The organism is Streptomyces sp. NPDC018000, assembly GCF_044328025.1.
Lineage (GTDB): Bacteria > Actinomycetota > Actinomycetes > Streptomycetales > Streptomycetaceae > Streptomyces.
This window is the reverse complement of the sequence record NZ_JBIRGM010000006.1, coordinates 1-24,499: the sequence shown is the minus strand read 5'-3', so window position 1 is coordinate 24,499 and position 24,499 is coordinate 1. Positions and strand designations below refer to the sequence as shown.

Here is a 24,499-nt window from a genome sequence, read left to right as displayed (position 1 = left end):
CTGCACGCGTTGCCCGCCGGGACTCCGGTCAGGGCATTCCGAGCGTAGTTCAGGCGTATGGACGATTTCCGTGGAGCACGGCGTGGAGGTCCCCCGACCGGATCAGCACCTTTTCCGACCGGAGGACATCAGTGAACCATTCAGTGGCCTAAGGGCTGTCCCGTAATCCGTGGTGGATCAGCGCGCGGCGTCAGATGTGGTGCATCGCAAGGCGGAGGGACACCCGAATACTGGATGTATTCGGGCGTTCCGACAACGCGGCGAGGTGCCGCAGCTGTCGTCGTGCGCCCACCAGGGATTACGGGACAGCCCTTAGCGGAGACCCGGCCCTCGGACGATCCCTGCAAACCGCCGGACTCGAGGCCTGCAAACCGCCGGACTCGAGGGCAGTCCGCAAATGGGCAGGCGGCGTCGACACGATCCTTACGAACCGTCAGATCTCGAACGGGCGGGCCGGCCAAGGCGCCTCGGCCGGACGCAGCGAGTCGATTCCGTCACCGGCGAGCACCGCCGCGAGCGAGAGGACGCCCACCACGAGGCAGTTGTTGTGCAGATCCCCGGCGAGCACGCCGCGTACCAGTTCCTGGAGCGGCACCCGGGCCAGCTCCATGTCGGCCTCCTCCTCGGAAACCTCGAAGCGCTCCCCGTCGGCCTCGGAGAGATTCCGGGCCAGGAAGATCCGTACGGCTTCGTCGCAGCCGCCCGGTGTGGTGTAGACGTCGGTCAGCACCCGCCAGTCCTCGGCCTTGGCGTACGCCTCCTCGTAGAGCTCGCGCTGGGCCGCGTGCAGCGGGTTCTCACCGGGGATGTCGAGCAGTCCGGCCGGGATCTCCCAGAGCTTGTGGCGCACCGGGTGGCGGTACTGCCGCAGCACGAGGACCCGGTCCTCCTCGTCGAGCGCGAGCACGGCTACCGAGCCCGGATGGACCTGGTAGTCGCGGCGCACGACCCTGCCGTCGGGCATCACCACTTCGTCGGTGCGGACGCTGGTCTTGTTGCCGGTGAAGGGCGTCTCGGTCGCGGTGACCTGCCACTCCTCGGGCGTGTCCTGGAAACCCATCTACGTCCTCCCACAAAGAACAGAAACCGGGGCACGCATCCTCAGCGGATCCGTACCCCGGTCAACGTTAACGCCTGCGTACCGCCGGACTACTTGCCCGAGGTGGCGCCCCGCTTGCCAGCGGCACCGGCGCCGGTCCTGCGCTCGACGGCCGCCTTCACCAGACCCGCGAAGAGCGGGTGCGGACGGGTCGGGCGGGAGCGGAGTTCCGGATGCGCCTGGGTGGCGACCAGATAGGGGTGGACCTCGCGCGGGTACTCGACGTACTCGACGAGCTTGTTGTCCGGGGAGGTGCCGGAGAAGACCAGGCCGGCCTTCTTCTCCAGCTCGGCGCGGTAGGCGTTGTTGACCTCGTAGCGGTGGCGGTGACGCTCCTCCACGTACGGCTGGTCGTCGTACGCCTCACGGACCAGCGAGCCCTCGGCGAGCTTCGCCGGGTACAGGCCGAGCCGCATGGTGCCGCCCAGGTCGCCCGCGCCCTCGACGTACGCCAGCTGCTCCTCCATCGTCGAGATGACGGGGTGCGCGGTGGCGGCGTCGAACTCGGTGGAGTTGGCGTCGGGGATCTCGGCCAGGTTGCGCGCAGCCTCGATCACGATGCACTGCAGGCCGAGGCAGAGGCCGAGCAGCGGCACCTTGTTCTCACGGGCGTACTGGATGGCGCCGATCTTGCCGTTGACACCGCGGTCGCCGAAGCCGCCGGGGACACAGATCGCGTCGACGTCGGAGAGCTGCTTGGCGGCGCCGGCCGGGGTCTTGCAGTCGTCGGAGGCGACCCACTTGACCTTGACCCGGGCCTTGTTCGCGAAGCCGCCGGCCCGGATGGCCTCGGTGACCGAGAGGTAGGCGTCGGGCAGGTCGATGTACTTGCCGACAAGCGCGACGGCGACCTCGTGGTCGGGGTTGTGGACGCGGTCCAGCAGGTCGTCCCACGTGGTCCAGTCGACGTCGCGGAACGGCAGGTCGAGCTTGCGCACGACATAGGCGTCCAGGCCCTCGGTGTGCAGCACCTTCGGGATGTCGTAGATCGACTTGGCGTCCACGCAGGCCACCACGGCGGCCTCGTCGACGTCGCACATCAGCGAAATCTTGCGCTTGATGGCGGTCGGTACGTCACGGTCGGCGCGCAGCACGATGGCGTCGGGCTGGATGCCGATGTTGCGCAGCGCGGCGACGGAGTGCTGGGTCGGCTTGGTCTTGAGCTCGCCGGACGGGCCGATGTAGGGCAGCAGCGAAATGTGCACGACGAAGACGTTGTCCCGGCCGACCTCGTGGCGGACCTGGCGGACGGTCTCCAGGAACGGCAGCGACTCGATGTCACCGACCGTGCCGCCGACCTCGGTGATGACGACGTCGACGTCGTCGGTCGCCATGCGGCGGATGCGGTGCTTGATCTCGTTGGTGATGTGCGGGATGACCTGCACGGTGTCACCGAGGTACTCGCCGCGCCGCTCCTTGGCGATCACCTGCGAGTAGACCTGGCCGGTGGTGACGTTGGCGGAGCCGTCGAGGTCGACGTCGAGGAAGCGCTCGTAGTGGCCGATGTCCAGGTCGGTCTCGGCGCCGTCGTTGGTGACGAACACCTCACCGTGCTGGAAGGGGTTCATCGTGCCCGGGTCGACGTTCAGATACGGGTCGAGCTTCTGCATGGTGACCCGAAGGCCGCGCGCCTTGAGCAGGGCACCGAGGCTGGAAGCAGTCAGACCCTTGCCGAGGGACGAGGCGACACCCCCGGTGACGAAGATGTGCTTGGTCGTCGTGGATGTGGGCTGCATAGCCAAAGGGGGCTCCCGTGGTCGCGATCGTGAGGTGCGTACCGGCGTTGCCGTCCGGAGATTCCGGAGGTGCCGTCGCTGCGGTTCGGGGGCCTCGTCTGCTGTTGCGGACGACCACCGGTCCACGGGCTACCAGGGTATCAGCGACGAAGGGAGCCTGCTTCCGGCCACACCCCGCACGCTCACCGGCCTGATCGCCGCGAGACCCTCCCGCCCCACTCGTTCGGCGCAGGCACGTTACTGAGACAGTCGCGCAGATCATCCGGGTGCGTCGTATCCTGCTCGGACACTCGCTCCGGGCGAGGTACCGAGCTCGCAGGTTCCCCCACAACGACCCTTGCGACTACCTCTTGACCCGCAGTAATGCCCCACGGGGCGACATGGCCGTTCGACTGGAGATGCACGTGGCCGGGCGCATCGAGGATTACGCACTCATCGGAGACATGCAGACCGCTGCCCTGGTCTGCCGGGACGGCACAGTGGACTGGCTGTGCCTTCCCCGCTTCGATTCACACGCTATTTTTGCGGGACTGCTGGGTACCGAGGAGCACGGCTTCTGGCGCCTGTCACCGGCGCGGGAGGACGGGGCGGAGCCGCTGTCCGCGGACCGCCGCCGCTACCGCGGGGACTCCCTCATCCTGGAATCGGAGTGGGACACACCGCGCGGAACGGTCAGAGTGACCGATTTCATGCCGCCGCGTGACGGTGCGCCGCAGGTGATCCGGATCGTGGAGGGAATCAGCGGCCGGGTGGAGATGCGCTCCGAGCTGCGGATGCGGTTCAGCTACGGGCGGGTCACACCGTGGGTGCACAAGGTCGACGGCCGTACGGTCGCCGTCGCCGGCCCGGACTCCGTCTGGCTGGACACCCCTGCCGACACCTACGGCGAGAACCTGACGACGTACTCCGATTTCACGGTCGCGCCCGGGGACCGGATCGCGTTCACGATCAGCTGGCAGCCGTCGCACCACGAGCCGCCCGGTCTTCCGGACCCGGAGAGTTCGCTGGACGCGACCGCGGACTTCTGGCGTGAATGGGTCGAGCAGTGCACGTACCACGGGCCCTACCGCGAGGCCGTGGTCCGCTCCCTGATCACCCTCAAGGCCCTGACCTACGCGCCGACCGGCGGCATCGTCGCCGCGCCGACCACCTCCCTGCCCGAGGACATCGGGGGCTCCAGGAACTGGGACTACCGCTACACCTGGCTCCGCGACGCCGCGATCACCCTCTCCTCCCTGCTGCGCACCGGCTACCGCGAGGAGGCCCGTGCCTGGCGCGAGTGGCTGCTGCGGGCGGTCGCCGGCGACCCGGAGAACCTGCAGATCATGTACGGCATCGCGGGCGAGCGCGAGCTGGGCGAGGCCGAGCTGGACTGGCTGCCCGGTTACGAGAACTCCGGCCCGGTCCGGGTCGGCAACGGCGCGGCGAACCAGCTCCAGCTGGATGTGTACGGCGAGGTCACCGAGGCGCTGCACCTCGCCCACATGACGGGCCTGACCCGCAACGACTACGCGACGGGCCTCCAGCTCAAGCTGATCGAGTACCTGGAGAAGCACTGGGACGAGCCGGACGAGGGCATCTGGGAGGTGCGCGGCCCGCGCCGCCACTTCGTCCACTCGAAGGTGATGGCCTGGGTCGCCGTCGACCGCACCATCAAGCTGATCGAGTCCGGGGACGCGGAAGGTCCGCTGGAGCGGCTGCGGGAACTGCGTGACGAAATCCACCGCGATGTCTGCGACCGGGGCTACGACCAGGAACGCAACACCTTCACCCAGTCCTACGGATCGAAGGAGCTGGACGCCTCCCTTCTTCTGATCCCCCAGATGGGCTTCCTGCCGCCGGACGACAAACGTGTGATCGGCACGATCGAGGCGATCCAGCGCGAGCTGTCCACGGAGGACGGCTTCGTGCTGCGCTACCCCACCAGGGGCGAGGACGCGGGCGTGGACGGGCTGGAGGGCGACGAGGGTGCGTTCCTGGCCTGCTCGTTCTGGCTGGCGGACGACCTGGCGATGATCGGGCGGGTCGACGAGGCACGCCTGCTCTTCGAGCGGCTGCTGTCCCTGCGCAACGATCTGGGCCTGCTGGCGGAGGAGTGGGACCCCCGGCTGCAGCGCCAGGTGGGGAACTTCCCCCAGGCGTTCAGCCATGTGCCGCTGATCGACACGGCGCTGCGTCTGACGGCGAGCGGGGCGTACATCGGCTGACTCCGTGTGGGATCCCAGATCCCGTGTCCTCTTCCCACCGGTGATGTCCACCGCGTGGCCAAAAGGACAGGGGGATGGGATTCATGCCCCGTGAGCAAGTAGTTCCCCTCTTTGTGTACAGGACCGCCCCGGTCAGCGTCTGCGTGCGTGGCCGGGGCAGGACCCCGGCGTTCGGCGGCCAGTGGGGCCGCCTCGGGAAACGCGGGGTCGGTGGTCCGATGGGTACAGCGGTGGCCGCGCCGGTACGGCTGAGCGTCCGGCGTGGTGACGAGTCCGTGGTGGAGGACCTGGAGTGGCCATCGGCGCCGCTCGGGCTGCTGCGGGAGGCCCGGCCGTGGCGGACGTTCCGCTGGTACAAGGGGCAGCAGCACTATTCGGGCACGTACTGGGCGGCCACCGTCGGCGATCACGTGATCTACGAGTCGCGGCTGGAGCTGGGTCGGCTGCTGTTCGCTGACTTCGCCCCGGAGGTGCGGCACATCGTCGCCCAGCCCTTCCTGCTCAAGGCCGACGTTGACGGCAAGGTCCGCAAGCACATCCCGGACTATCTGCTGCTGACGGACGACGGCCCGGTGGTCGTGGACGTCAAGCCGCGTCACCGGCTTGAGAAGCCGGAGGTCGCCTTCACGTTCGCCTGGACGCGGGAGGCGGTCACTTCGCGCGGGTGGCAGTACGAAGTGTGGAGTGAACCGGATCCGTACGTGCTGGAGAACGTCCGGTTCCTCGCAGGCTACCGCCGCGCCTGGCTGTTCGACCCGGATCTGGTGTCCGCGCTGCGGGCCGCGGATCTGGACGGGATGTCGCTGCGCGATGCTTTCCGGCTGCTCCCGCAGTGTCCCCGGCCGCTGGTGAAGTCGGCGGTGCTGCACCTGTTGTGGTCCGGGCACGTGACGACCTCGTTGGACCGGCCGCTGAGTGTGGGGCACGTGCTGCGGAGGGCGGCCCAATGACGTTGTCAATCAGTGCTGGTTCAGTGCTGGATAGTGACGACCATCTGCGGAAGCACCCTGCCGGCAATGGAGCCAGAAGGGACGTTTCCTATGCGTACTGCGCCCATCGCACGGTAGAAAGGCTCGGCGTTCGGGTCAGCGTCGATCGTGAGCTGGGCAAACCCCAGTTCTCGCCCGGCAGCGATGGTGTGTTCGAACAGCAGGCGGCCGATCCCCTGGCCGATGACCTGCGGCTCAACGAACATCATGCCCAAGACGCCTGTGGGTGGCCCTCCTTCAAGGGTCGTGAAGCCCAGGATGTGACCGTCCCTGTCAGCCACCATGGCTCGTCGGCTTGCGACCTCATTCGCGCCAACGGTGAGCTCGTCTCTGCACGCGTCAAGGAACTCTGCGTCATAACCCCAATGCGCCTTGGATCGAAGCGCCAAGTCGCTCAGGATCTCGGCTTCTGTCACCCGCGCTGGCCTGATCAGCACGCTCATCTACGCCCCCCGTCAAATGTGGGTCTCTCGATCTTCGCACCCCGCAGCCTCCTGCGGCAGCCCCAGGAGAAAGGAAGAGTCGCATGAGCGGGGCGGGGACGAGGCTGGGGGTCGGAACGCACTTCCGGCTCGATGGCGAGACGGTCGAGGTCGTGGAGTTCGCCAGCCTGGCCACGGGCATGGAGGTCGTCCTCAAGGACGGACGTGATCGGCTGGCCCGGATGTCGCTGCGTGAGCTGCTGACTTCGGACCGTGCCGAGCTGATCCACGACAGGGCGCGTTCGTCGTCCGGCGATGACGAGGACCTCGCGGCCGTGGTGCTGAACCGGCTGACCAAGGATGAGAAGAAGGACGTCCTGGAGCGAGCCGAGCATGTCCGGGAGATGCTGACGGGCTACCGCTCCGGCAGCGAGGACCTCCCACGGCCGGATGAGCCGCGCCCGCAGTATGCCCCTGGCTTGCCCCTGCGGGCTCGGTATGAGGCCAAGGCGGCGGAGCTAGGGGTGACCGAGCGGACGGTGCGCCGGTGGGCGCGGGCCTTCCAAGAGCTGGGCGAGGCCGGGCTGGTGCCGAAGACCGCGCGGGCGGACAGCGGGCTGGGCAACGCCGATCCGCGCTGGGTCGAGGCCGCGGAGGAGGTGCTGAAGGAGTACGAGGAGGAGTCACGGCCCTCGGTGAAGGTGGTGCTGGAGGAAGTCGAGGCCCGTGTCAGGACCAAGTTCAAGCTGGTCAAGGTGCCGGTGCCGCCGCGGACGACGGCCTATCGGTGGATGCAGGAGCTGGAGCGGCGCCATCCGACGTTCCGGCTGAGTACGCAGCGCAACCGGGACATCGCCGATCGGCCGAAGGGGGTCTACGGGAAGCTGCGGCCCACGCGGCCGGGCGAGTACGTGCTGATGGACACCACGCGGCTGGACGTGTTCGCGCTGGACCCGGTGACGCTGCGGTGGATGCAGGCGGAGCTGACCGTCGCGATGGACTGGTACACCCGCTGCATCGTCGGCCTGCGGGTGACGCCGGTGTCGACGAAGGCGATCGACGCCGCGGCCGTCCTCTACCAGGCCTACCGTCCTCAGCCGGTTCCGGAGAGCTGGCCGAGGGAAGCTGCCTGGCCCGAGCACGGCATTCCGCGCGGGGTGCTGGTGGAGGCCGAGGCAGTCCACGGTCCCGTCACCGGGGTCTGGGGCCCGAAGGTGGCGCCCGAGACGTTGATCGTCGACCACGGCAAGATCTACCTGTCGGCGCATCTGACCAGTGTCTGCCGCCGGATGGGGATCTCGGTGCAGCCGGCGAGGCTGCGCACGGGCCGCGACAAGGGGCCGGTGGAGCGGTATTTCCGCACGCTGCGGGAAGACCTGCTGCAGCGGCTGCCCGGCTACAAGGGACCGGACATCCACTCGCGCGGGCTGAACCCGGAGAAGGACGCCTTCTTCTTCCACCACGAGTTGGAGGCGATCATCCGGGAGTGGACCGCGGTGACGTATCACCGCAGGCCACACGAGGGTCTCGTCGATCCGCACCTGCCGAAGGTGGAGTTGTCCCCGGCGGCGATGTTCGAGCATGGGCTCGCGCGGGCGGGCTACATCGAGGTGCCCCGCGACCCGCACCTGGCCTACGAGTTCCTTGACGTCACGATGCGCACGGTCCAGCACTACGGTGTCGAGATCAACGGCCGCCGCTACAACGGCGGCTGCCTTGACGGGCTGCGGGACATGGCCGGCTCCGACATCGACCTGGACAAGCGGCGGCTGGAGTTCTTCGCGGACCCCGACGATGTCACCCGGATCCATTTCCGGGACCACGAGCGCATCTGGCACACGCTTCAGTGGGAACACGCGCCCAGCCTGGCCATGCCGCTGAGCGAGGAAGCGCTGCAGTTCGCCCGGCATCTGGCGGCGAAGGAGTACACCTATCCCGACGATCGGCTCGCCATGGCCCTGCTGCTGAAGCGGTGGAACCTCGGCCTTGGCACTTCCCTGGTCGAACGGCGGATGGCGCTGCGGCTCTCCCGCGAACAGGTCGCCCTGGATCTTCCCGAGCAGCAGGCCGACGACGTCAGTTCGCTGCCGTCCGTCGCCCGCGTGCTGTCCCTTCCCGAGCAGCCGGCGCCTCCAGCGATCGAGGCCGTCCCAGACCGGGAGCCGGAGGCGGGCGATGACGACGCCGACGGTCTGGAGGAGCTGGAAGAAGAACTCGACTTCTACGCCACTGCCTTGAAGGACATCGATGACGACGAGTAAGCCGACCCGCGCCCAGGCCGGGGAAGTCGATCTGCGCTCCCGGCTGGATCACCTCACGCTGTCCCGCAAGGAAGGCTTCGGCCGCCTGGCCGAAGCCCCGCGCAGGAAGCGTCCGGAGCTGCTGTCCCGCCGCCAGCTGAAGAAACTGGGCACAAAAGCCCTTGCCGAATACAACCGCAACCGCCGCAAATGGCACGCGAACCTCGGCCCGCTGGGGACACCACAAATGAAAGCCCTCCACGAAGATCTCTGGGACATCTTCGACAGCAACGATCAGGACAGCGACAAAGTAAAGGGGGGAATCGCCCTCGATGCATTCCCTGGACTCGGGAAGACCACAGCCGTGCTCGCCTTCGCCAAAAAGGTCCATCGCCGCATCATCGAGGAGGAAGGGAAGTACACCGACGAGGGCCACGAACGGTGGCCAGTCTGCCGTGTCGGATTGACCAGCAACACCGGAATGCGCGACTTCAACCGAGCCATCCTGGAGTACTTCGGGCATCCCGGCCGCTTCCGCGGGACCGCCGCCGACTTCGGCTACCGCGCCCTAGATTCGATTCTGTCTGCGGAGACTCAACTCTTGATTGTCGACGATCTGCACTTCCTGAAGTGGCGGAACAAGAACGGGATCGAAGTCAGCAACCACTTCAAATATATCGCCAACGAGTTCCCGGTTACCCTGCTCATGATCGGCGTCGGTCTGGAAAAGCGGGGCCTGTTCAGCGAAGGCTCAAGTTACGAAGACGCGGTTCTCGCACAGACCGGGCGCCGCACCACCCGGCTCGATATGGACCCGTTCACCATCTCCTCCGAGCAAGGGCGGAAGGACTGGCGCGACACACTCCTCGGGGTCGAGGAACGCGTCGTCCTCGCGGACAAGTACCCCGGAATGATCGCGGACGATCTGTCCGACGAACTCTTCGCCCGCAGCACCGGACACATCGGCTCGCTCATGACGCTGATCAACCGCGGCTGCCAGAGAGCCGTACGCACCGGCGCCGAACGCTTGGACAAGGAACTTCTGGACCAGGTGAAGAACGACGCCGCGGCCGAGCAGGCCCGCGCGGAACTCCAGCACGCCCTCGCTTCCGGCCGCCTGGTCAGCCGGCCAGGGAAGAAGGCGGCATGAGTGAACTGCGCACCCTGGCGATCCGTGTCATGCCCCGCCCCGGGGAAAGCCTCGACAGCTGGCTGGAGGCTCTCGCCCGACGCTCCTGGACCTCGCTCTCGGCTCTGCTGGACGCTTTGGGCCTGCCCGAGGTGCCGGCCAGGGAGCGAACGAGCCGTCTGATCACCTCCCTCCCCGGCAGGGCACTACGGCGGCTGGAACAGCAGGTGACACTGCCTGCACGTTGCCTTGACACTGCCGTCCTGCCCGCCGAGATCTTCGGCCTCCGGGCGCCCAGCTGGCGATTCTGTCCCCAGTGTCTGCGTGACAGCGAGGGCCGCTGGCCGACGCTCTGGTGGCTGCCCTGGGCCTTCGCCTGCACCAAGCACCACACCCTCCTCCATCGCGTCTGTCCGAGCTGTGGTCGCGAACCGCGCTACTTCCTGCCCAGGGCCGTGCACCTGCATCCACGCGGACACTGCATGCGCCGGACCGGCAGGAGGAACGTCTGCGGCGCCGACCTGAGCAGAGCGCCACAGCTCAGCCTCGGTCACGGTCATCCGATCGTTCAGTCCCAGACCGAGATCAACGGCATCACTCTGCATCCCTTCACCTCTGCTGACGACGTCTTCGTCGAGGCGGACCGCTTGTTGTCCACGCTCGCCGAGTCCCTGCAACCGTCCGACCTGCGCAGGATGAGCACCGACTGCCGTTCCGCCTGGGAAGCCGCGTTCACGGACGCCACCAAGTCGAAGTCCCCGCTGGGCAGCTGGCGCTTCCACGAACGCCGCGTCCGGATCCTGACGCCTGAATTCCTGCAGCGCGAGTACACCGAGGGCGGGAAAAGCCTTGCCATCCTTGCCAGAGAAGTAGGTATGCCCATCGCGCACGTAGTCCGCCACGCCAAAAGCCTCGGCGTCACCATTCATCGAGGAGGAATCCGACCACCGACGTTCAACGACAAATGGCTCCGCGAGCAATACGTCACACAGAAACGAACCGGCCGTGACATCGCCCAGGAAGTCGGCACCCACCGCGATGCCGTCCACCGTCGCCTCGAACAACTCGGAATCCCGCGCCGGCCATCAGGCCGTAGTAGTCCAGCTCTCATTACGAAGCTCGATACATCAATTCCGCCCGACATTCGGGCAGCAGCGGAAGAAACACTTCACGGCTGGCGCCGCCTACGCCGTTTCCAGATCAGCATATTCTTTCCGACACTCACAAGCAGCGCCAACTACCTCGGTCTCCAGCCGGGCACGCTCACGATGCAACTCGACCAACTGGAATGCGCTGTTGGAGCCGAGCTCTTCCACCGATCGGTCCGGCACTCTCCACAGCACCCCACCAGACGAGGAACCCGTCTCCTGCGTGACCTCGACCGCGAGGACGTCCGGAAACTCATGCACGACGAACTCGGATCGCGGATCGAGAAAAATCCCGGCCAAGACGCGATCAGTGCCGCAATCGCCGCGGCCGACGGTGAGCGCGGCGCGCTGACCAATCTCCATGCCGACGCCCAGGACAACGGCCAACTCCACATTCCTCCTCCGACGCTGCCCCTCCTGAGACATCTCTTCGCCCAAAGGGATCAGGAGAACTGTCTGGCTCAGATTCAGGCAGCAACCGGCATGCCCACGAACACGATCTTCAAGCAACTCAAACGCCTCGAAGGAGCCGGCTGGCTCACCAGCCGCCGCGAAACCCCGACCGAACGGGCAAGGGGGCGCCGGGGCCGCACCTATTACTCGCTGACCCCAATCGCACGGCGCCTCCAACCGTCGCTCACCCAGCTCACGGAGACCAAATGAGCAGGACAGCCCGGAGGAAAAGGACACGATCATGGAACAGACCCGTGGACATACCACTGGGACCAACAGCAGAAACCGCAGGTCACAGCACAACCAGTGGCCAGCAGCGAAGGGAACCTACACTCCGGGGAGGGGCGGGCGTGGCGGATGCGGGGCCTGCCCCTCCACCGGACAGGCGCGGCGCGCAGCTCCTGTGCCGGGCGCGCCTCCGGCACGCGGGGCCGGTACCTTCCTGAATCAGGGCGACTACCCGCCCGACCCGAATGGAAACGCGAGGCCGGAACCAGTGGAGACCCAAGGCGGAATCACCGTGCAGCGAGCCCTTGAGCTGCCGGGGCTGCGCAGCGGGCTCCCGGAGGTGGTGGCCGGCGCGGACCGGCTGAACCGAACGGTGCGCTGGGTGCACGCGGGCGAGGTCCCGAACATCGCATCGCTGCTCAAGGGCGGTGAGCTGCTGCTCACCACGGGTCTGGGGCTCGGCACCCGCCCCGCCGAGCAGCGCGCCTTCGTCCGCAGGCTCGCCGACCGCCAGATCGCCGCCCTGGTGGTGGAGCTCGGGCCGCGCTTCAGCAGGCTGCCCGCATCGATCGTGGACGCCGCCCGCGCGGCCGGTCTGCCGCTGGTGCAGCTGCATCGCGAGGTGCCGTTCGTAGCGGTCACCGAGGAGATCCACACCGAGATCGTGAACGGTCACTACGCGCTGCTGCGGCAGGCCGAGGATGTGCACCGGCGGTGCACGGAGGCGTTGCTCGGCGGCGGTGGGGTGCCGCAGGTGCTGGGCATCCTGGCGGACTTCACGGCCAACCCGGTCTTCCTGGAGACGGCGGACGGCCAGTTGCTGTACGCGGCGGGCCCCGGGTCCGGCCCGGTGTCCGTCGATCCGCTCCAGGTGTGGGACGGGATGCGCGGCGACCGGGCGGCCCGTGAGACACCGCCCACCGGTTCGGTGCTGGTGGATGTGCCGGGCGGCGGCCCCGGAACCGGCTCGGTAAGGGCCAGGCTGGTACTGCTGGCCGTGGCCGGGCCGCTGATGACGGTGCACCGGATGGCGGCGGAACGGGCGGCGGACATTCTCGCCGTCGTGCTGATGCAGGCCCGCCAGGAGGAGGAGCTTGCCGCGCGCGGCCGGGGCGACTTCCTGACGGATCTCGCCGAGGGCCGGATCACGCCGGAGGACGCGCCGGCGCAGGCCCGCGTACTGGGCTTCAAGCCGGGTGAGATGCCGCTGCTGCCCGTGGTCATGCGGCTGGCCCCCGAGCTGTCCGGGTCGGGGAACTGGGCGCTGCTGGCACGGGCGGTGCTGGAGGAGCTCTCGTCGGTGGGTGTGCCGGTGCTGCTCGGTGTACGTCCCGTGGAGGGCCGGGTTCCGGTGCTGCTGGGGCTACGGTCCGATACGGAGCGCACGGCGGTCGCGGACCGCGTCGCGGCGGCGCTGCGGGCAGGTGTGGAGCGGGCCGGTCTGGAGCGTGCCGGATCGCATCCGCCGGTCGTGGTGGTGGGCGTGGCGGGGGGCTGGGCGGCTGCCGGCGCGGGGCTGCGGCACGCCGCGGAGACGGCGACGGCCGCGCACGGTCTCAGCGACCGGCCCTGGTACGACGCCCGGCGCCTGGACATCGATCTGCTGCTGTGGCGGCTGCGGGACCATCCGGATCTTGCGGCGTTCGTGGACCGGGCGATAGGTCCGCTGCGCGATCACGACCGCACCTCTCGCCCTCCGCTGCTGCCGACGCTGGAGACGTATCTGGCCCACGCGGGCCGCAAGGCGGAGACGGCACGCGAACTGCATCTGAACCGTCAGACGCTGTACAACCGGCTGGGCCGCATCGGTGAACTGCTCGGCACCGACCTTGACGACCCCCAGGCGGTCCTGGCCCTGAGCCTGGCCCTCCGGGCCCGCCGCTACACGTCGTAGCGGCGGGCCCGTCCGCCGAGCAGTCGCTCACCGCGTCCGCGCCACCACCAGGGGCTTCGTCAACTCGTCGTAGATGCTGAGCACTTGAGCGATCGTGTCGTCCTCCGTCGGCCAACTCGCGGCCTGTGCACGCCCGGCGGCCACCAGCTCCGCGCGCCGCTCCGGACTGCCGAGCAGCCTGCTCACCACCCGCGCGAGCGCCTCCGCGTTCCCGTACGGTACGAGTTCCGCCCCGTCCCCCACGAGTTCGGGCACCCCTCCGACCGCGGTGGCGACCAGCGGAACGCCCAGCCGCAGCGCCCCCTGGGCCAGCACCGACCGCGCCTCCCACCGGCTGGACAGCACGGCCAGATCGGCGACGGCGAGAAGTTCTGCGATGTCGTCGCGGCTGCCGATGAGCCGGACGGGCAGTTCCTCGTCCCTGATCCGGCGCTGCAGAGCGGCCCGCTCCCGCCCCTCCCCCACGATGATCAGCAGTGGTAAGGGATCGATTTCGCGCCATATCCGTGCGGCGTCGAGCAGCATGTCGTACCCGCGATGCGGTACGAGACTCCCGCACGAGACGATCAACGGCCGTTCCACCACACCGAGTTCGGACCGCGCCTTGCCTTCGTGGATGTCGGCGGGCACGCGCGGTACGGGGGCGGAGACCGGCGACAGCCGGGCATCGCGCGCTCCTCGGCGCCGCGCCCGGTCGACCAGGTCCGATGTCGTACCGAGCACAACTGCCGCCGCACGGGCGGCCCTTCTCTCCATCAGATGAAGCAGCCGACGGCGGGAGCCCTCGACGTGGGCACGGGCATACCAGGTGACAACCAGCGGGATACGGCGGCCGCCGAGCGCAAGAGCGGCGCGTACGGCGGCGTGCAGGCCGTGCGCGTGGACCACGTCCGCCGTCAGGCAGGCGGTGCGCAGCGCGGCGACGGCGGCGGGATCACTGCGCCGCGGCACGGCGGCGAACCGGGCACCCGTACCGGAGAAGCCGTAGGCACGGTCCAGTTCGGCCGGGGCACAGACGGTGACGTGCACGCCTCTCGCCACCAGCCCTGCGGCCAGCGAGCTGACGTGGGCGCTGCTGCCCGCGCTGCCGCCGCCCAGGACTTGGACCGTACGCAGCTGTGACACGTTGAATGGCTCCCGGGGCTCCCGAGTGGGCGGTGATGGCACCGCCAAGGATGCCAGTCCGTACGCACGTTCCGGCACAGTTGAGCCACTGTCCCGCTGCGTACAACAGCTACCGGCCATGACGTACCACCCGCACGGGTGAAAAGGTGGCGCAATGTTGCCAGGTCCGTGGACCCTGTCAGCGGTCCGACAGCATGCGGGCGAGCCGGCTGACCCGGTCCCCGTACACCGTCGCCGCGACAAGCACCGCCGCATGGGCGACGAGTCCGGCCCGGCCGCGGCCCGCGACGATGGCGACACCGAGTGCGGCGCCCAGTGCGTGGGCCCCGGTGTCCCCGATCATGGTGCGCTCCCCCAGGTCGTCGGCGACGAGGGCTGCCGCGGCTCCCATCGGCGCGGCGGCGAGTACGCCCCCCAGCAGGCCCGGGGCCCCGAGGGCGAGCACGGTGGCGGCGGCCGCGGCGGGCCGTACATCCATGAGATTGACGAGGTGCGCACTTCCGGCGATCACGACGCCGGCGAGGACCCGGTCGACGGGCAGCTTCTTGAGCAGCGCACCGGCCGCCAGCCCGGCGGCCCCGATCCCGAAGAGCTTCGCCGCGCCACTGGTCAGCTCGCCGTCCCGCAGCGCACCCAGGTGGGCGCGGAACCCGCGGCGCGGATCGTCCGCACCGGCGAGGTCGTCGTACGCACCGCAGCCGCCGGCCGCGAGTACGGCGAGCACGGCGGCGTACCGGGTACGCGCAGGCAGTGGGAGGACGGCGGTTCCGGCTGCGGCGCCGAGGGCGACGGCCGGGCCCGCGTACAGATCGACGGTACGGCCCGCGTAGTTGGTGCGCTGCCAGCGCCTGCGTGGCCGGGCCCGCAGCGCCCGGTACGCACCCCCCGCGACGGCGGCGGCGACGGCACCGGACACTGCGGCCTTGCTGAACGTTGCTCCCATGCCGGCCAGGCTACGCAGCGTTCCGCCGCGACCGCCCGGCGGCCGCCGAGCCCCCGCTACCCGTCCGCCCGCGCCGCTGCCAGTAGTTCCTCCGCATGGGCTCGTGCCGTCTGCGAGTCCTCCTGTCCCGCGAGCATCCTGGACAGTTCCCGTACCCGGTCCTCGCCCTCCAGGACCGTGACCCCGCTGCTGGTCACCGCCCCGTCGACGGTCTTCTCGACCAGCAACTGCCGGTCGGCGAAGGCCGCCACCTGCGGCAGGTGCGTGACGACGACCACCTGCGCGGACCTGGCGAGCTTCGCGAGCCGCCGCCCGACCTCGACGGCCGCCTTGCCGCCGACGCCCGCGTCGACCTCGTCGAAGAGGTATGTGGGTACGGGATCGGAACCGGCGAACACCACCTCGACGGCGAGCATCACCCGGGACAGCTCACCGCCCGACGCGCCCTTGGCGATCGGCCGCGGCTGGGCACCGGGGTGCGGGGCCAGCAGAAGCTCGACCTCGTCGGCGCCGGACGGCCCGTAGACCACGCTCCGCCCGCCGATCTCGATGCCGGACGCCTCGTCGGCCGCCTCGGTCTGCCGGATGTCGAAGGAGACCCGGGCGTGCGGCATGGCGAGGGATGCCAGCTCCGCAGTAACCGCCTCGGCGAAGCGCTCCGCCGCCCCGGTACGTGCATCGGTCAGCGCCTGCCCGAGGCCGGAGAGTTCGGCACGCAGCGCGTCGCGCTCCGCCGTCAGCTCGCCGATGCGGTCGTCGTCGCTCTCCAGCTCGGTCAGCCGGGCGGCCCCTTCTTCGGCCCAGGCGAGCACGGCGGTGATGTCCTCGCCGTACTTGCGGGTGAGTCCGGTGAGGGCGGCTCGCCGCTCCTCCACCGCGGCGAGCCGCAGCGGATCGGCGTCCAGCTGGTCGGCGTACCCGGCCAGTTCGCCCGCGACATCGGCGAGCAGGATCGAGATCTCGCCGATCCGGTCGGCGAGCGCGGCCAGCGCCGGATCGTGGGCGCGCACGGCGTCCAGGGACCGTCCGGCGGCCGCGACCACGGTCGTCGCGTCGACGCCCTCCGGGTCCTCCGGGTTGCCCGCGAGCGCGGTGTGCGCGAGGGCCGCCGCGGAGGCGAGCGCTTCGGCGTGGCCCAGCCGCTCGGCCTCGGCGGCCAGGTCGCCGTCCTCGCCCGCCAGTGGTTCGACCGCGGCGATCTCGCCCAGTCCGAAGCGCAGCAGATCCGCTTCCTGGGCGCGTTCGCGGGCACGCGTCGTCAGTTCGTCGAGCTCCGTGACGACGGCCCGCAGCCGCCGGTAGGCCGCGGCGTACTTGGCGTGCGGCACTGCGACACCGTCGCCCGCGTACCGGTCGAGGGCCTGCCGCTGCCGCGCGGACTTGAGCAGCCCCTGCTGGTCGGTCTGGCCGTGCACGGCGACGAGTTCGTCGGCGAGTTCGGCGAGCACCCCCACCGGCACGGATCTGCCGCCGAGATGCGCCCGGGAACGCCCCTCCGCGGAGACGGTACGGCTGATCAACAGCGCGCCGTCGTCGAGTTCAGCCCCGGCCTCCTCGGCCCGCAGAGCCACGGCGTCGCCCTCGGACACCGTGATCCGCCCCTCGACCACCGCGGCTTTGGCCCCGATCCGTACCAGGGCAGGATCGGCACGCCCGCCGAGCAACAGCCCCAGGCTGGTGACGACCATGGTCTTGCCCGCGCCGGTCTCACCCGTCACCGCGGTGAAACCGGGCGACAGCTCGACCACCGCGTCGTCGATGACTCCGAGTGACCGTATCCGCATCTCCTCCAACACGGACATGACCTTACGAGGTCCGGGCCTCGAAGTGCGACGGGCCCCGCCACCCGGGGTTCACTCTCCCGTGTGCTCCGGAAGCATTCGCACCGCCTCCGGGGCAATGTCCGCCGGTCAGTGCGGCGCGCCCCGCCACCCCGAGACGGGCAGCGCGAACTTCGCCACCAGCCGGTCCGTGAACGAGGCGTGGTGCAGCCGTGCAAGCCGTACGGGCACCGCACCGCGCCGCACCTCGACCCGTGCACCCGCGGGCAGCTCCACGGTCCTGCGCCCGTCGCACCACAGCACCCCGTGCGGGGTGTGCTGCTGGACCTCGACGGCGAGCACCGAGGTGGGCGAGGTCACCAGCGGCTTGGCGAACAGCGCATGGGCGCTGATCGGCACCAGCAGCAGCGCCTCGACCTCGGGCCAGACGACGGGTCCGCCGGCCGAGAAGGCGTAGGCGGTCGATCCGGTCGGGGTCGCGCAGACGATCCCGTCGCAGCCGAACCCGGTCACCGGCCGGCCGTCGATCTCCAGGACGACCTCCAGCATCCGCTCGGGCGACACCTTCTGCACTGCCGCTTCGTTGAGCGCCCAGTCGGTATGGACGATGTCGCCGTTGCTGTGCACGACGACGTCGAGCGTCATCCGTTCCTCGACCTGGTATGCCCGCGTGACGACCCGGTCCACGACCTTGTCCAGGTCGTCCCGTTCGGCCTCGGCGAGGAAGCCGACCCGGCCGAGGTTGACGCCGAGCATCGGCACCCCGGAGGCGCGGGAGAGTTCGGCGCCGCGCAGCAGCGTCCCGTCCCCGCCGAGCACGATCAGCAGCTCACAGCCGTCCATGGCCCTGGGCGTGGTGTCCGTGACCGTCTCGACGGACGGCGGCAGCGGGAGATCAGCCGCCTCGGTGGCCAGCACCCGTACACCGAGACCGCTGCGCAGCAGTCCCTGTACAACCAGCTCGGCGCTGCGGATCGCGGCCGGGCGGCCGGTGTGCGCCAAAAGAAAGACAGTTCGTGCCGCATTCGTCGTCAACGAGGCCCCTCCGCCACTGCACGGTCGACATCTGCGGGTTCCAGCTCAGGTGCTCCGGCCCGCAGCCAGAGAAAGTACTCGACATTTCCCGAGGGCCCCGGCAGCGGACTCGCGGTCACCCCCTGCACTCCGAGGCCCAGCGCCCAGGCCCGGCGCGCCACCTCCCGTACCGCTTCGGCCCGCAGCTCGGGGCTGCGCACCACGCCGCCACTGCCGAGCCGCTCCTTGCCGACCTCGAACTGCGGCTTGACCATGAGGACCAGGTCCGCGTCCGGGGCGGCGCAGCGCGCCAGGGCTGGCAGGACCAGCCCCAGCGGGATGAACGACAGATCGCCGACGACCAGGTCCACCGGCTTCCCGTCGATGGCTTCCAGCGTCAGCTCCCGTACGTTGGTGCGGTCCTTGACGGTGACGCGCTCATCGGAACGGAGCGACCAGGCGAGCTGCCCGTAGCCGACGTCGACGGCGACGACATGGCCGGCGCCGGCCCGCAGCAGTACGTCGGTGAAGCCACCGGTCGACGCCCCGGCGTCCAGCGCCCGCCGCCCCTCGACCTTCAGCCCGAGGGGTACGAAGGCGGCGAGGGCGCCGGCGAGCTTGTGCCCGCCGCGCGAGACGTACTCGGGGTCGCTGTCGTCCTTGATCACGACGACCGCGGCGCTGGTCTCGACCTGGGTGGCGGGCTTGGTCGCGGTGTTTCCGCCGACGGTCACCCGCCCTGCGGCGATCAGCTGGCTCGCGTGCTCGCGCGAGCGGGCGAGCTTGCGGCGTACCAGCTCTGCGTCGAGACGGCGACGTGCGACTCCTGCCACGTTCGGTTCAGCTCCTGTTGTTGTACGAGGGCATCGGTGCGGGTACCGGTGCGGGTGCGGGCCTGGCATCCAGCGCGGTCAGCGCGTCGCGCAGCCCACGATGTACATCCTCGTACACCTCGATATGTCCGTCCGCCGGGAGGTGGTCCGCATCGGCGAGACGCTCCAGCCGGGTGTCGACCCCGGCGTTGCCGGTGGGGGTACGCCCGACGCCGAGGGGCACGGGTGCGGCGGGGTCGAGGGGGGTTGCGGCAGCCGGGACCGCGCCCTTGCCGGACCGGCATTCCGCCGCGTCCACGGGTGTCACTCCGGGCGCTGTTCCGGCTGCCGGCCCGGGATCCGGCATCGAGTCGCTCATGCGGGAAACGCTACCGCGAAGGGCTGCGGTACCGTCTGTCACGATGGCGACCATGGCGGAGTGCCGCAGCGCACTCGACAAACTTTCCGACAACCTCGCGGGGGCCGACGGCGACGTGCGCAGCGCGGCTGCCCTCGACCGCTCGCTGAGCTGCCACATCAAGGACCTCGGCATCACCTTCACCGGCCGGCTGACCAATGGCCGGATCCAGGTCCTGGACACGGTCGACGGCCCGCCCGGGGAGAGGGCGGAGATCCGGCTCGCGATGACCGGCGACGACCTGGTGGCCATGGTGAACGGCGAGCTGAACTTCGCCAGGGCATGGGGGGCGGGCCGGGTCCGCCTGGAGGCCGGCTTCCGCGACCTGCTGAGACTCAGGGCGTTGCTGTAGCGGCGGGGCAGGTCCGCTTTGCCGGCCCGTCCCGCCACTGAGGGCAGGCCCTCGTTCGGTCAGTCCCCCGCCGGCACCCCGGCAGACGTCCTGCCCTGCACGCCCACGGCGCCGCTCCGCGGCTTGCGTGCGGCCGGTACCACCAACGGCGTTCCGGTCTCCGGATCATCGATGACCTGGCAGCGCAGCCCGAAGACCCTCTCCACCGTCTCCGCAGTCACGACCTCGCCGGGCGCCCCCTCGGCGATCACCTCGCCCTCCCGCATCGCGATGAGGTGCGTTGCGTAACGCGCGGCATGATTCAGATCGTGCAGGACGGCCACCAGGGTGCGCCCCTGGGTCTCGTGCAGCTCCGCACAGAGGTCGAGGACATCGATCTGGTGCTGGATGTCGAGGTACGTCGTCGGCTCGTCGAGCAGCAGCAGCGGCGTCTGCTGGGCGAGCGCCATGGCGATCCAGACACGCTGCCGCTGCCCGCCGGACAATTCATCGACATAGCGATCGGCAAGCGCATCGACTCCGGTCGCCGCCATCGATTCCTCGACAATGCGTCCGTCGTCCGGCGACCACTGACGCAGCAGCCCCTGGTGCGGATACCGGCCGCGCCCGACGAGGTCGGCGACGGTGATGCCGTCCGGCGCGATGGAGGACTGCGGCAGCAGCCCCAGCGTCTTGGCGACCTTCTTGGCCGGCATCCCGTGGATCGTCTGCCCGTCCAGGAGCACCCGCCCGCGGTTCGGCTTCAGCATCCGTGAGAGCGCGCGCAGCAGGGTCGACTTGCCACAGGCGTTGGGGCCGACGATCACCGTGAACGAGTTGTCGGGGATCTCGACCGAGAGATTCTCCGCGATGACCCGCTGGTCGTAGCCGAGGGTCACCGAGTCCGCGGTGAGGCGCTGCATGGTCGTACTCCCGGAGTCGGAGGAGATCGGGTGCGAGGTCGTCCTTCACCACGAGAGGCGGCCGAGGCCGCGCCCGGCCGGGTGGGCCGGCCATCCGGGCAGCGGCACACCGAACAGAACAAAGTTAGGTTAGCCTATCCTATTTTGAACTCGCGCTACCGGGAGTCGTCTTTCACAGCCCCAGCCTGGCGACCGCCTTCCCCGCGTCCAGCCCGCACGAGCCGTCTCCGGCGTACGACCACGCCGCCCCGCAGAGCGCCCGCAGCCCGTCGAGTACGTCCCCCTCCCCTTCGAGCACCAGGTCGTCACCGCGCACCGACGCCGTCCAGCCACCGCAGCCGAACCCGTCGCCCCTCCGCGTCACATCGGGCTGCCCGGTCAGCAGCCCCCGCAGATCCGCGTCCACATACGTCGGCCGGCGCTTCGGCTCGGCGGCCACCAATTGCGCCGCGTCCGTCACCCCGGTGAGCACCAGCAGCGAGTCCACGCCACCGTTGAACGCGCCCTCGATGTCCGTGTCCAGCCGGTCCCCGACCACCAGCGGGCGCTGGGCCCCGGTCCGCAGCACAGTCTCCCGGTGCATCGGCGGCAACGGTTTCCCGGCCACCTGCGGCTCGGCCCCGGTCGCGATCCGTACGACCTCCACCGCCGCACCGTTCCCCGGCGCGATCCCCCGGGCACTCGGAATCGTCAGATCCGTGTTGGACGCGAACCACGGCACCCCCCGCGCAATCGCGTACGAGGCCTCGGCGAACCGCCCCCACGTCATGCCGGGCCCGCCGTACCCCTGCACCACCGCGGCCGGCCCGTCGTCCGCCGATTCCACCGGCACCAGGCCGCGCTCCCGCAGCGCGACGCGCAGCCCTTCGCCGCCCACCACCAGCACACGTGCCCCGGCCGGCAGCTGATCGGCCATCAGCCTGGCCACCGCCTGCGCCGAGGTGATCACATCGGCGGGCTCGGCCGGAACCCCGAGTTCGGTCAGGTGCTCGGCCACCGCGGCCGGGGTCCGCAGGGCATTGTTGGTCACATACGCCAGGTGCATCCCGCCGTCCCGCGCCGCTCCCAGCGAGTCGACAGCGTGGACGATCGCATGACCGCCCGCGTACACCACCCCGTCGAGATCGAGCAGCGCCGTGTCGTAGGCCTCGTTCAACGCGGTGCTGCTGCCGCTCGGCCTGGTCCTGCTCACCTGACTCATTCTTTGCGCTCCTCAATCCGTACTTCTGTCCCGATCATCGCGCATCCCGGCCACACACATACGATGCAGAAATGAACACATCAGGTCCGACCGGCCCCGGCCAGGGACTGCGTCTGATCCCCTTCCGTGGACTGCGATACGTCCCCGAGCGGGTCGGCAGTCTTGCCGCGGTGACCTCACCGCCGTACGACGTCGTCGTGCGCCCCGACGGCCTGCACCACCTGGAGTCGGCGGATCCGCACAACATCGTCCGGCTGATCCTGCCGCAGGCCGACACGGCCGCGGCCCGCCACACGCAGGCCGCCGATACCCTGAACCGCTGGCTGGCCGAGGGCATACTCGCTCCCGATCCCGAGCCCGCGCTGTACGTCTACGAGCAGCGCAACGCCGAGATCCTGCAACGCGGCATCGTCGGGGCGCTGGCGCTCTCCGCCCCCGCCGACGGCATCGTGCTGCCGCACGAGGACGTGATGGCCCATGTCGTCGAGGACCGGGCCAACCTGATGCGTACTACCGCGGCCCATCTCGAACCGCTGCTGCTCACCTACCGCAGCGAAGGCCACCCGACCGGCGCGACCGCCGTCATCGAACGGACCATCCACCGGACACCGCTCCTCGCCACCACCACCGAGGACGGCTACAGCCACCGGCTCTGGGGGGTCACTCACCCGGCCGACCGCGCCGAGATCGTGGCCGATCTCGCCCGTCACCAGGCCCTGATCGCCGACGGCCACCACCGCTGGGCCACCTACCTCCGCCTCCAGCAGGAGCACACCGCTCCCGGCCCCTGGGACTTCGGCCTGGTCCTCCTCGTCGACACGGCCCGCTATCCGCTGCGGGTCCGCGCCATCCACCGTCTCCTGCGCAGCCTCCCGGTCGCCGACGCACTCGCCACGCTGAACAGCCTCTTCCGTATCCGTGACGTCGAGGGCCCGCTCCCCCCGGCCCTCGACGCACTCGCCGAGGCGGCCGCCGAAGGCAACGCATTCCTGCTCGCGGGCGACGGCGGGTTCCACCTCATCGACCGTCCTGACGCCGACCTGCTGTCCCGTACGATTCCGGCCGACCGTCCGACCGCCTGGCAGACCCTCGACGCGACGGTCCTGCACGCGGCTCTGCTCGACCATGTCTGGCAGATCCCCGATGCCCCGGAGCACATCGCGTACATACACGACACCGCGGCCGTCGTCGAACAGGCCGAACGTCACAACGCCACGGCGGTCCTGATGCATCCGGTACGCGAAGAAGTCGTCCGGGATCTCGCCCTGCAGGGCGTCACCATGCCCCGCAAGTCGACTTCCTTCGGCCCCAAGCCGGCCACCGGCCTGGTCCTGCGAAGCCTCACCCTGGACTGACCGCCACGGCAACAAAAGGGCGGCACCCCTTCCGGGGTGCCGCCCTTCTCATGCCTTACGACTCGGACGTACCGTCCTCGTCCTTCTTGTCCTTGCCGTCGCTCGTGCCGTCATCCGCAGCGGCGGCCGGCGCCTGAGCGGCGTCGTCCTCGTCCTCGTCCTCGCCGAGGGCGTCGACGAACTCGACACCGTCCAGCTCGGCGAGCCGGTCCGAGGCATCGGTGGCGCCGTCCTTGTCGGCCTCCAGCGCCTTCCCGAACCACTCACGCGCCTCGTCCTCGCGCCCCGCCGCCAGCAGCGCGTCCGCGTACGCGTAGCGCAGTCGCGGAGTCCACGGGTGCACGGCGTTCGAGGCGAGCTCGGAGCTCTGCAGCGTGACGATGGCGGCATCGATCTGCCCCATGTCCCTACGGGCCCCGGCAGCCACCAGACGCATCTCGACCTGACCGGCCTTGTCCAGCTTCTGTACCTCGGGCTCGCCGGCCATGGCCATCGCCCGCTCGGGCCGCCCGAGTCCGCGCTCGCAATCGGCCATGACGGGCCACAGCTCCACGGAACCGGTCATCCGCTTGGCCGCCCGGAACTCCGCCAGCGCCTCCGAGTACTTCTGCGTCGCGTACGCGGCAAACCCAGCCGCCTCACGCACGGCAGCGACCCGCGAGGCCAGCCGCAACGCGATGCGCGAGTACGCGTAGGCCTGCTCAGGGTCTTCGTCGATCAGCCGGGCCACCATGACGAGATTTCTGGCGACATCCTCGGCCAGGGTCTTCGGCAGGCTCATCAGCTCCTGCCGCACGTCCTTGTCGATCTCGTCACCGGTGACGTCGTCAGGAATCGGAAGCCGCTTGATGGGCTCACGGTCCCGGTCGTCCCGCCGTTCATACCCACTACGGTCATCGCGCCCGCGGTAACCACCCCGGCCACCACGGTCGTCCCGCTGCCCGCGATAGCCCCCGCCACGGCTGTCGTCACGACGGTAGCCACCGCCGCGGCTGTCGTCGTCACGACGGGGGCCACGCGGCCGGTCATCACGCCGATCGAACCCACCCGC

General features: G+C 69.7%; 20 protein-coding genes. 8 read left to right on the top strand and 12 right to left on the bottom strand.

The genetic code is table 11. The features are described from left to right. Positions 1–433: 433 nt before the first annotated feature. The gene (locus tag ACH4EW_RS16115) at positions 434–1,060 is read right to left on the bottom strand and encodes an NUDIX domain-containing protein (RefSeq protein ID WP_398256926.1); all 627 of its coding nucleotides are present in this window, start codon (positions 1,058–1,060) and stop codon (positions 434–436) included. Between the two features lie 89 nt (positions 1,061–1,149). Then, the gene (locus ACH4EW_RS16110; protein WP_398256924.1) at positions 1,150–2,835 is read right to left on the bottom strand and encodes a CTP synthase; all 1,686 of its coding nucleotides are present in this window, start codon (positions 2,833–2,835) and stop codon (positions 1,150–1,152) included. A 404-nt stretch (positions 2,836–3,239) separates the two neighbouring features. Between ACH4EW_RS16110 and ACH4EW_RS16105 the strand changes: the two genes are divergently transcribed. After that, positions 3,240–5,042 (top strand): glycoside hydrolase family 15 protein, encoded by a 1,803-nt coding sequence (locus ACH4EW_RS16105; RefSeq protein WP_398257637.1) that lies wholly within the window; start codon positions 3,240–3,242, stop codon positions 5,040–5,042. A gap of 218 nt (positions 5,043–5,260) precedes the next feature. Beyond that, positions 5,261–5,992: a TnsA-like heteromeric transposase endonuclease subunit gene (locus ACH4EW_RS16100; protein ID WP_398256922.1), complete on the top strand. Its 732-nt coding sequence runs from the start codon at positions 5,261–5,263 to the stop codon at positions 5,990–5,992. 20 nt (positions 5,993–6,012) lie between these two features. Here the strand turns inward: ACH4EW_RS16100 and ACH4EW_RS16095 are convergent, their stop codons facing one another. Continuing rightward, positions 6,013–6,474, bottom strand: a complete 462-nt coding sequence (locus tag ACH4EW_RS16095; protein WP_398256920.1) for a GNAT family N-acetyltransferase — start codon at positions 6,472–6,474, stop codon at positions 6,013–6,015. Between the two features lie 83 nt (positions 6,475–6,557). Here ACH4EW_RS16095 and ACH4EW_RS16090 point away from each other — a divergent pair, with 83 nt between their 5' ends. The 4 genes from ACH4EW_RS16090 to ACH4EW_RS16075 all read left to right on the top strand — a co-directional run bounded on the left by ACH4EW_RS16090 (position 6,558) and on the right by ACH4EW_RS16075 (position 13,545). Next, positions 6,558–8,714, top strand: a complete 2,157-nt coding sequence (locus tag ACH4EW_RS16090; RefSeq protein ID WP_398256917.1) for a helix-turn-helix domain-containing protein — start codon at positions 6,558–6,560, stop codon at positions 8,712–8,714. Further along, positions 8,701–9,843: an AAA family ATPase gene (locus ACH4EW_RS16085; protein ID WP_398256914.1), complete on the top strand. Its 1,143-nt coding sequence runs from the start codon at positions 8,701–8,703 to the stop codon at positions 9,841–9,843. Before ACH4EW_RS16090 ends, ACH4EW_RS16085 begins: the two co-directional genes overlap by 14 nt. Then, positions 9,840–11,633, top strand: a complete 1,794-nt coding sequence (locus tag ACH4EW_RS16080) for a TniQ family protein (protein WP_398256911.1) — start codon at positions 9,840–9,842, stop codon at positions 11,631–11,633. The genes ACH4EW_RS16085 and ACH4EW_RS16080 overlap by 4 nt, the downstream gene beginning before the upstream one ends. A 286-nt stretch (positions 11,634–11,919) precedes the next feature. After that, entirely contained in the window at positions 11,920–13,545 is a 1,626-nt protein-coding gene (locus ACH4EW_RS16075; RefSeq protein WP_398256908.1) for a PucR family transcriptional regulator, read from the top strand. 27 nt (positions 13,546–13,572) lie between these two features. Here the strand turns inward: ACH4EW_RS16075 and ACH4EW_RS16070 are convergent, their stop codons facing one another. The 6 genes from ACH4EW_RS16070 to ACH4EW_RS16045 form a co-directional block, all read right to left on the bottom strand. Beyond that, entirely contained in the window at positions 13,573–14,670 is a 1,098-nt protein-coding gene (locus ACH4EW_RS16070; RefSeq protein WP_398256905.1) for a glycosyltransferase family 4 protein, read from the bottom strand. Between the two features lie 178 nt (positions 14,671–14,848). Further along, positions 14,849–15,613 carry a hypothetical protein gene (locus tag ACH4EW_RS16065; RefSeq protein ID WP_398256902.1) on the bottom strand — a complete coding sequence of 255 codons (765 nt, stop codon included), beginning with the start codon at positions 15,611–15,613 and terminating at the stop codon, positions 14,849–14,851. 56 nt (positions 15,614–15,669) lie between these two features. Next, positions 15,670–17,415, bottom strand: a complete 1,746-nt coding sequence (gene recN, locus ACH4EW_RS16060; RefSeq protein WP_398256899.1) for a DNA repair protein RecN — start codon at positions 17,413–17,415, stop codon at positions 15,670–15,672. A gap of 108 nt (positions 17,416–17,523) precedes the next feature. Further along, positions 17,524–18,429: an NAD kinase gene (locus tag ACH4EW_RS16055; RefSeq protein WP_398256896.1), complete on the bottom strand. Its 906-nt coding sequence runs from the start codon at positions 18,427–18,429 to the stop codon at positions 17,524–17,526. After that, the gene (locus tag ACH4EW_RS16050; protein ID WP_398256893.1) at positions 18,426–19,241 is read right to left on the bottom strand and encodes a TlyA family RNA methyltransferase; all 816 of its coding nucleotides are present in this window, start codon (positions 19,239–19,241) and stop codon (positions 18,426–18,428) included. Before ACH4EW_RS16050 ends, ACH4EW_RS16055 begins: the two co-directional genes overlap by 4 nt. A gap of 7 nt (positions 19,242–19,248) precedes the next feature. Further along, positions 19,249–19,599, bottom strand: coding sequence for a hypothetical protein (locus ACH4EW_RS16045; RefSeq protein WP_398256890.1), 351 nt, complete (start codon positions 19,597–19,599; stop codon positions 19,249–19,251). A 43-nt stretch (positions 19,600–19,642) separates the two neighbouring features. Here ACH4EW_RS16045 and ACH4EW_RS16040 point away from each other — a divergent pair, with 43 nt between their 5' ends. After that, positions 19,643–19,990 carry an SCP2 sterol-binding domain-containing protein gene (locus ACH4EW_RS16040; RefSeq protein ID WP_398256887.1) on the top strand — a complete coding sequence of 116 codons (348 nt, stop codon included), beginning with the start codon at positions 19,643–19,645 and terminating at the stop codon, positions 19,988–19,990. Between the two features lie 59 nt (positions 19,991–20,049). Here ACH4EW_RS16040 and ACH4EW_RS16035 read toward each other — a convergent pair whose 3' ends face one another. Together ACH4EW_RS16035 and ACH4EW_RS16030 are read right to left on the bottom strand one after the other, a co-directional pair. Beyond that, on the bottom strand, positions 20,050–20,892 hold the full coding sequence (locus ACH4EW_RS16035) for an ABC transporter ATP-binding protein (protein WP_398256885.1): 843 nt from the start codon (positions 20,890–20,892) through the stop codon (positions 20,050–20,052). Between the two features lie 172 nt (positions 20,893–21,064). Continuing rightward, positions 21,065–22,093 (bottom strand): HAD hydrolase-like protein, encoded by a 1,029-nt coding sequence (locus tag ACH4EW_RS16030; RefSeq protein WP_398256882.1) that lies wholly within the window; start codon positions 22,091–22,093, stop codon positions 21,065–21,067. 71 nt (positions 22,094–22,164) lie between these two features. On the opposite strand from ACH4EW_RS16030, the gene ACH4EW_RS16025 reads away from it, so the two are divergent. Continuing rightward, positions 22,165–23,448 (top strand): DUF1015 family protein, encoded by a 1,284-nt coding sequence (locus ACH4EW_RS16025; protein ID WP_398256880.1) that lies wholly within the window; start codon positions 22,165–22,167, stop codon positions 23,446–23,448. Between the two features lie 55 nt (positions 23,449–23,503). Here the strand turns inward: ACH4EW_RS16025 and ACH4EW_RS16020 are convergent, their stop codons facing one another. After that, positions 23,504–24,229, bottom strand: coding sequence for a tetratricopeptide repeat protein (locus ACH4EW_RS16020; protein WP_398257635.1), 726 nt, complete (start codon positions 24,227–24,229; stop codon positions 23,504–23,506). Between the last annotated feature and the right edge of the window lie 270 nt (positions 24,230–24,499).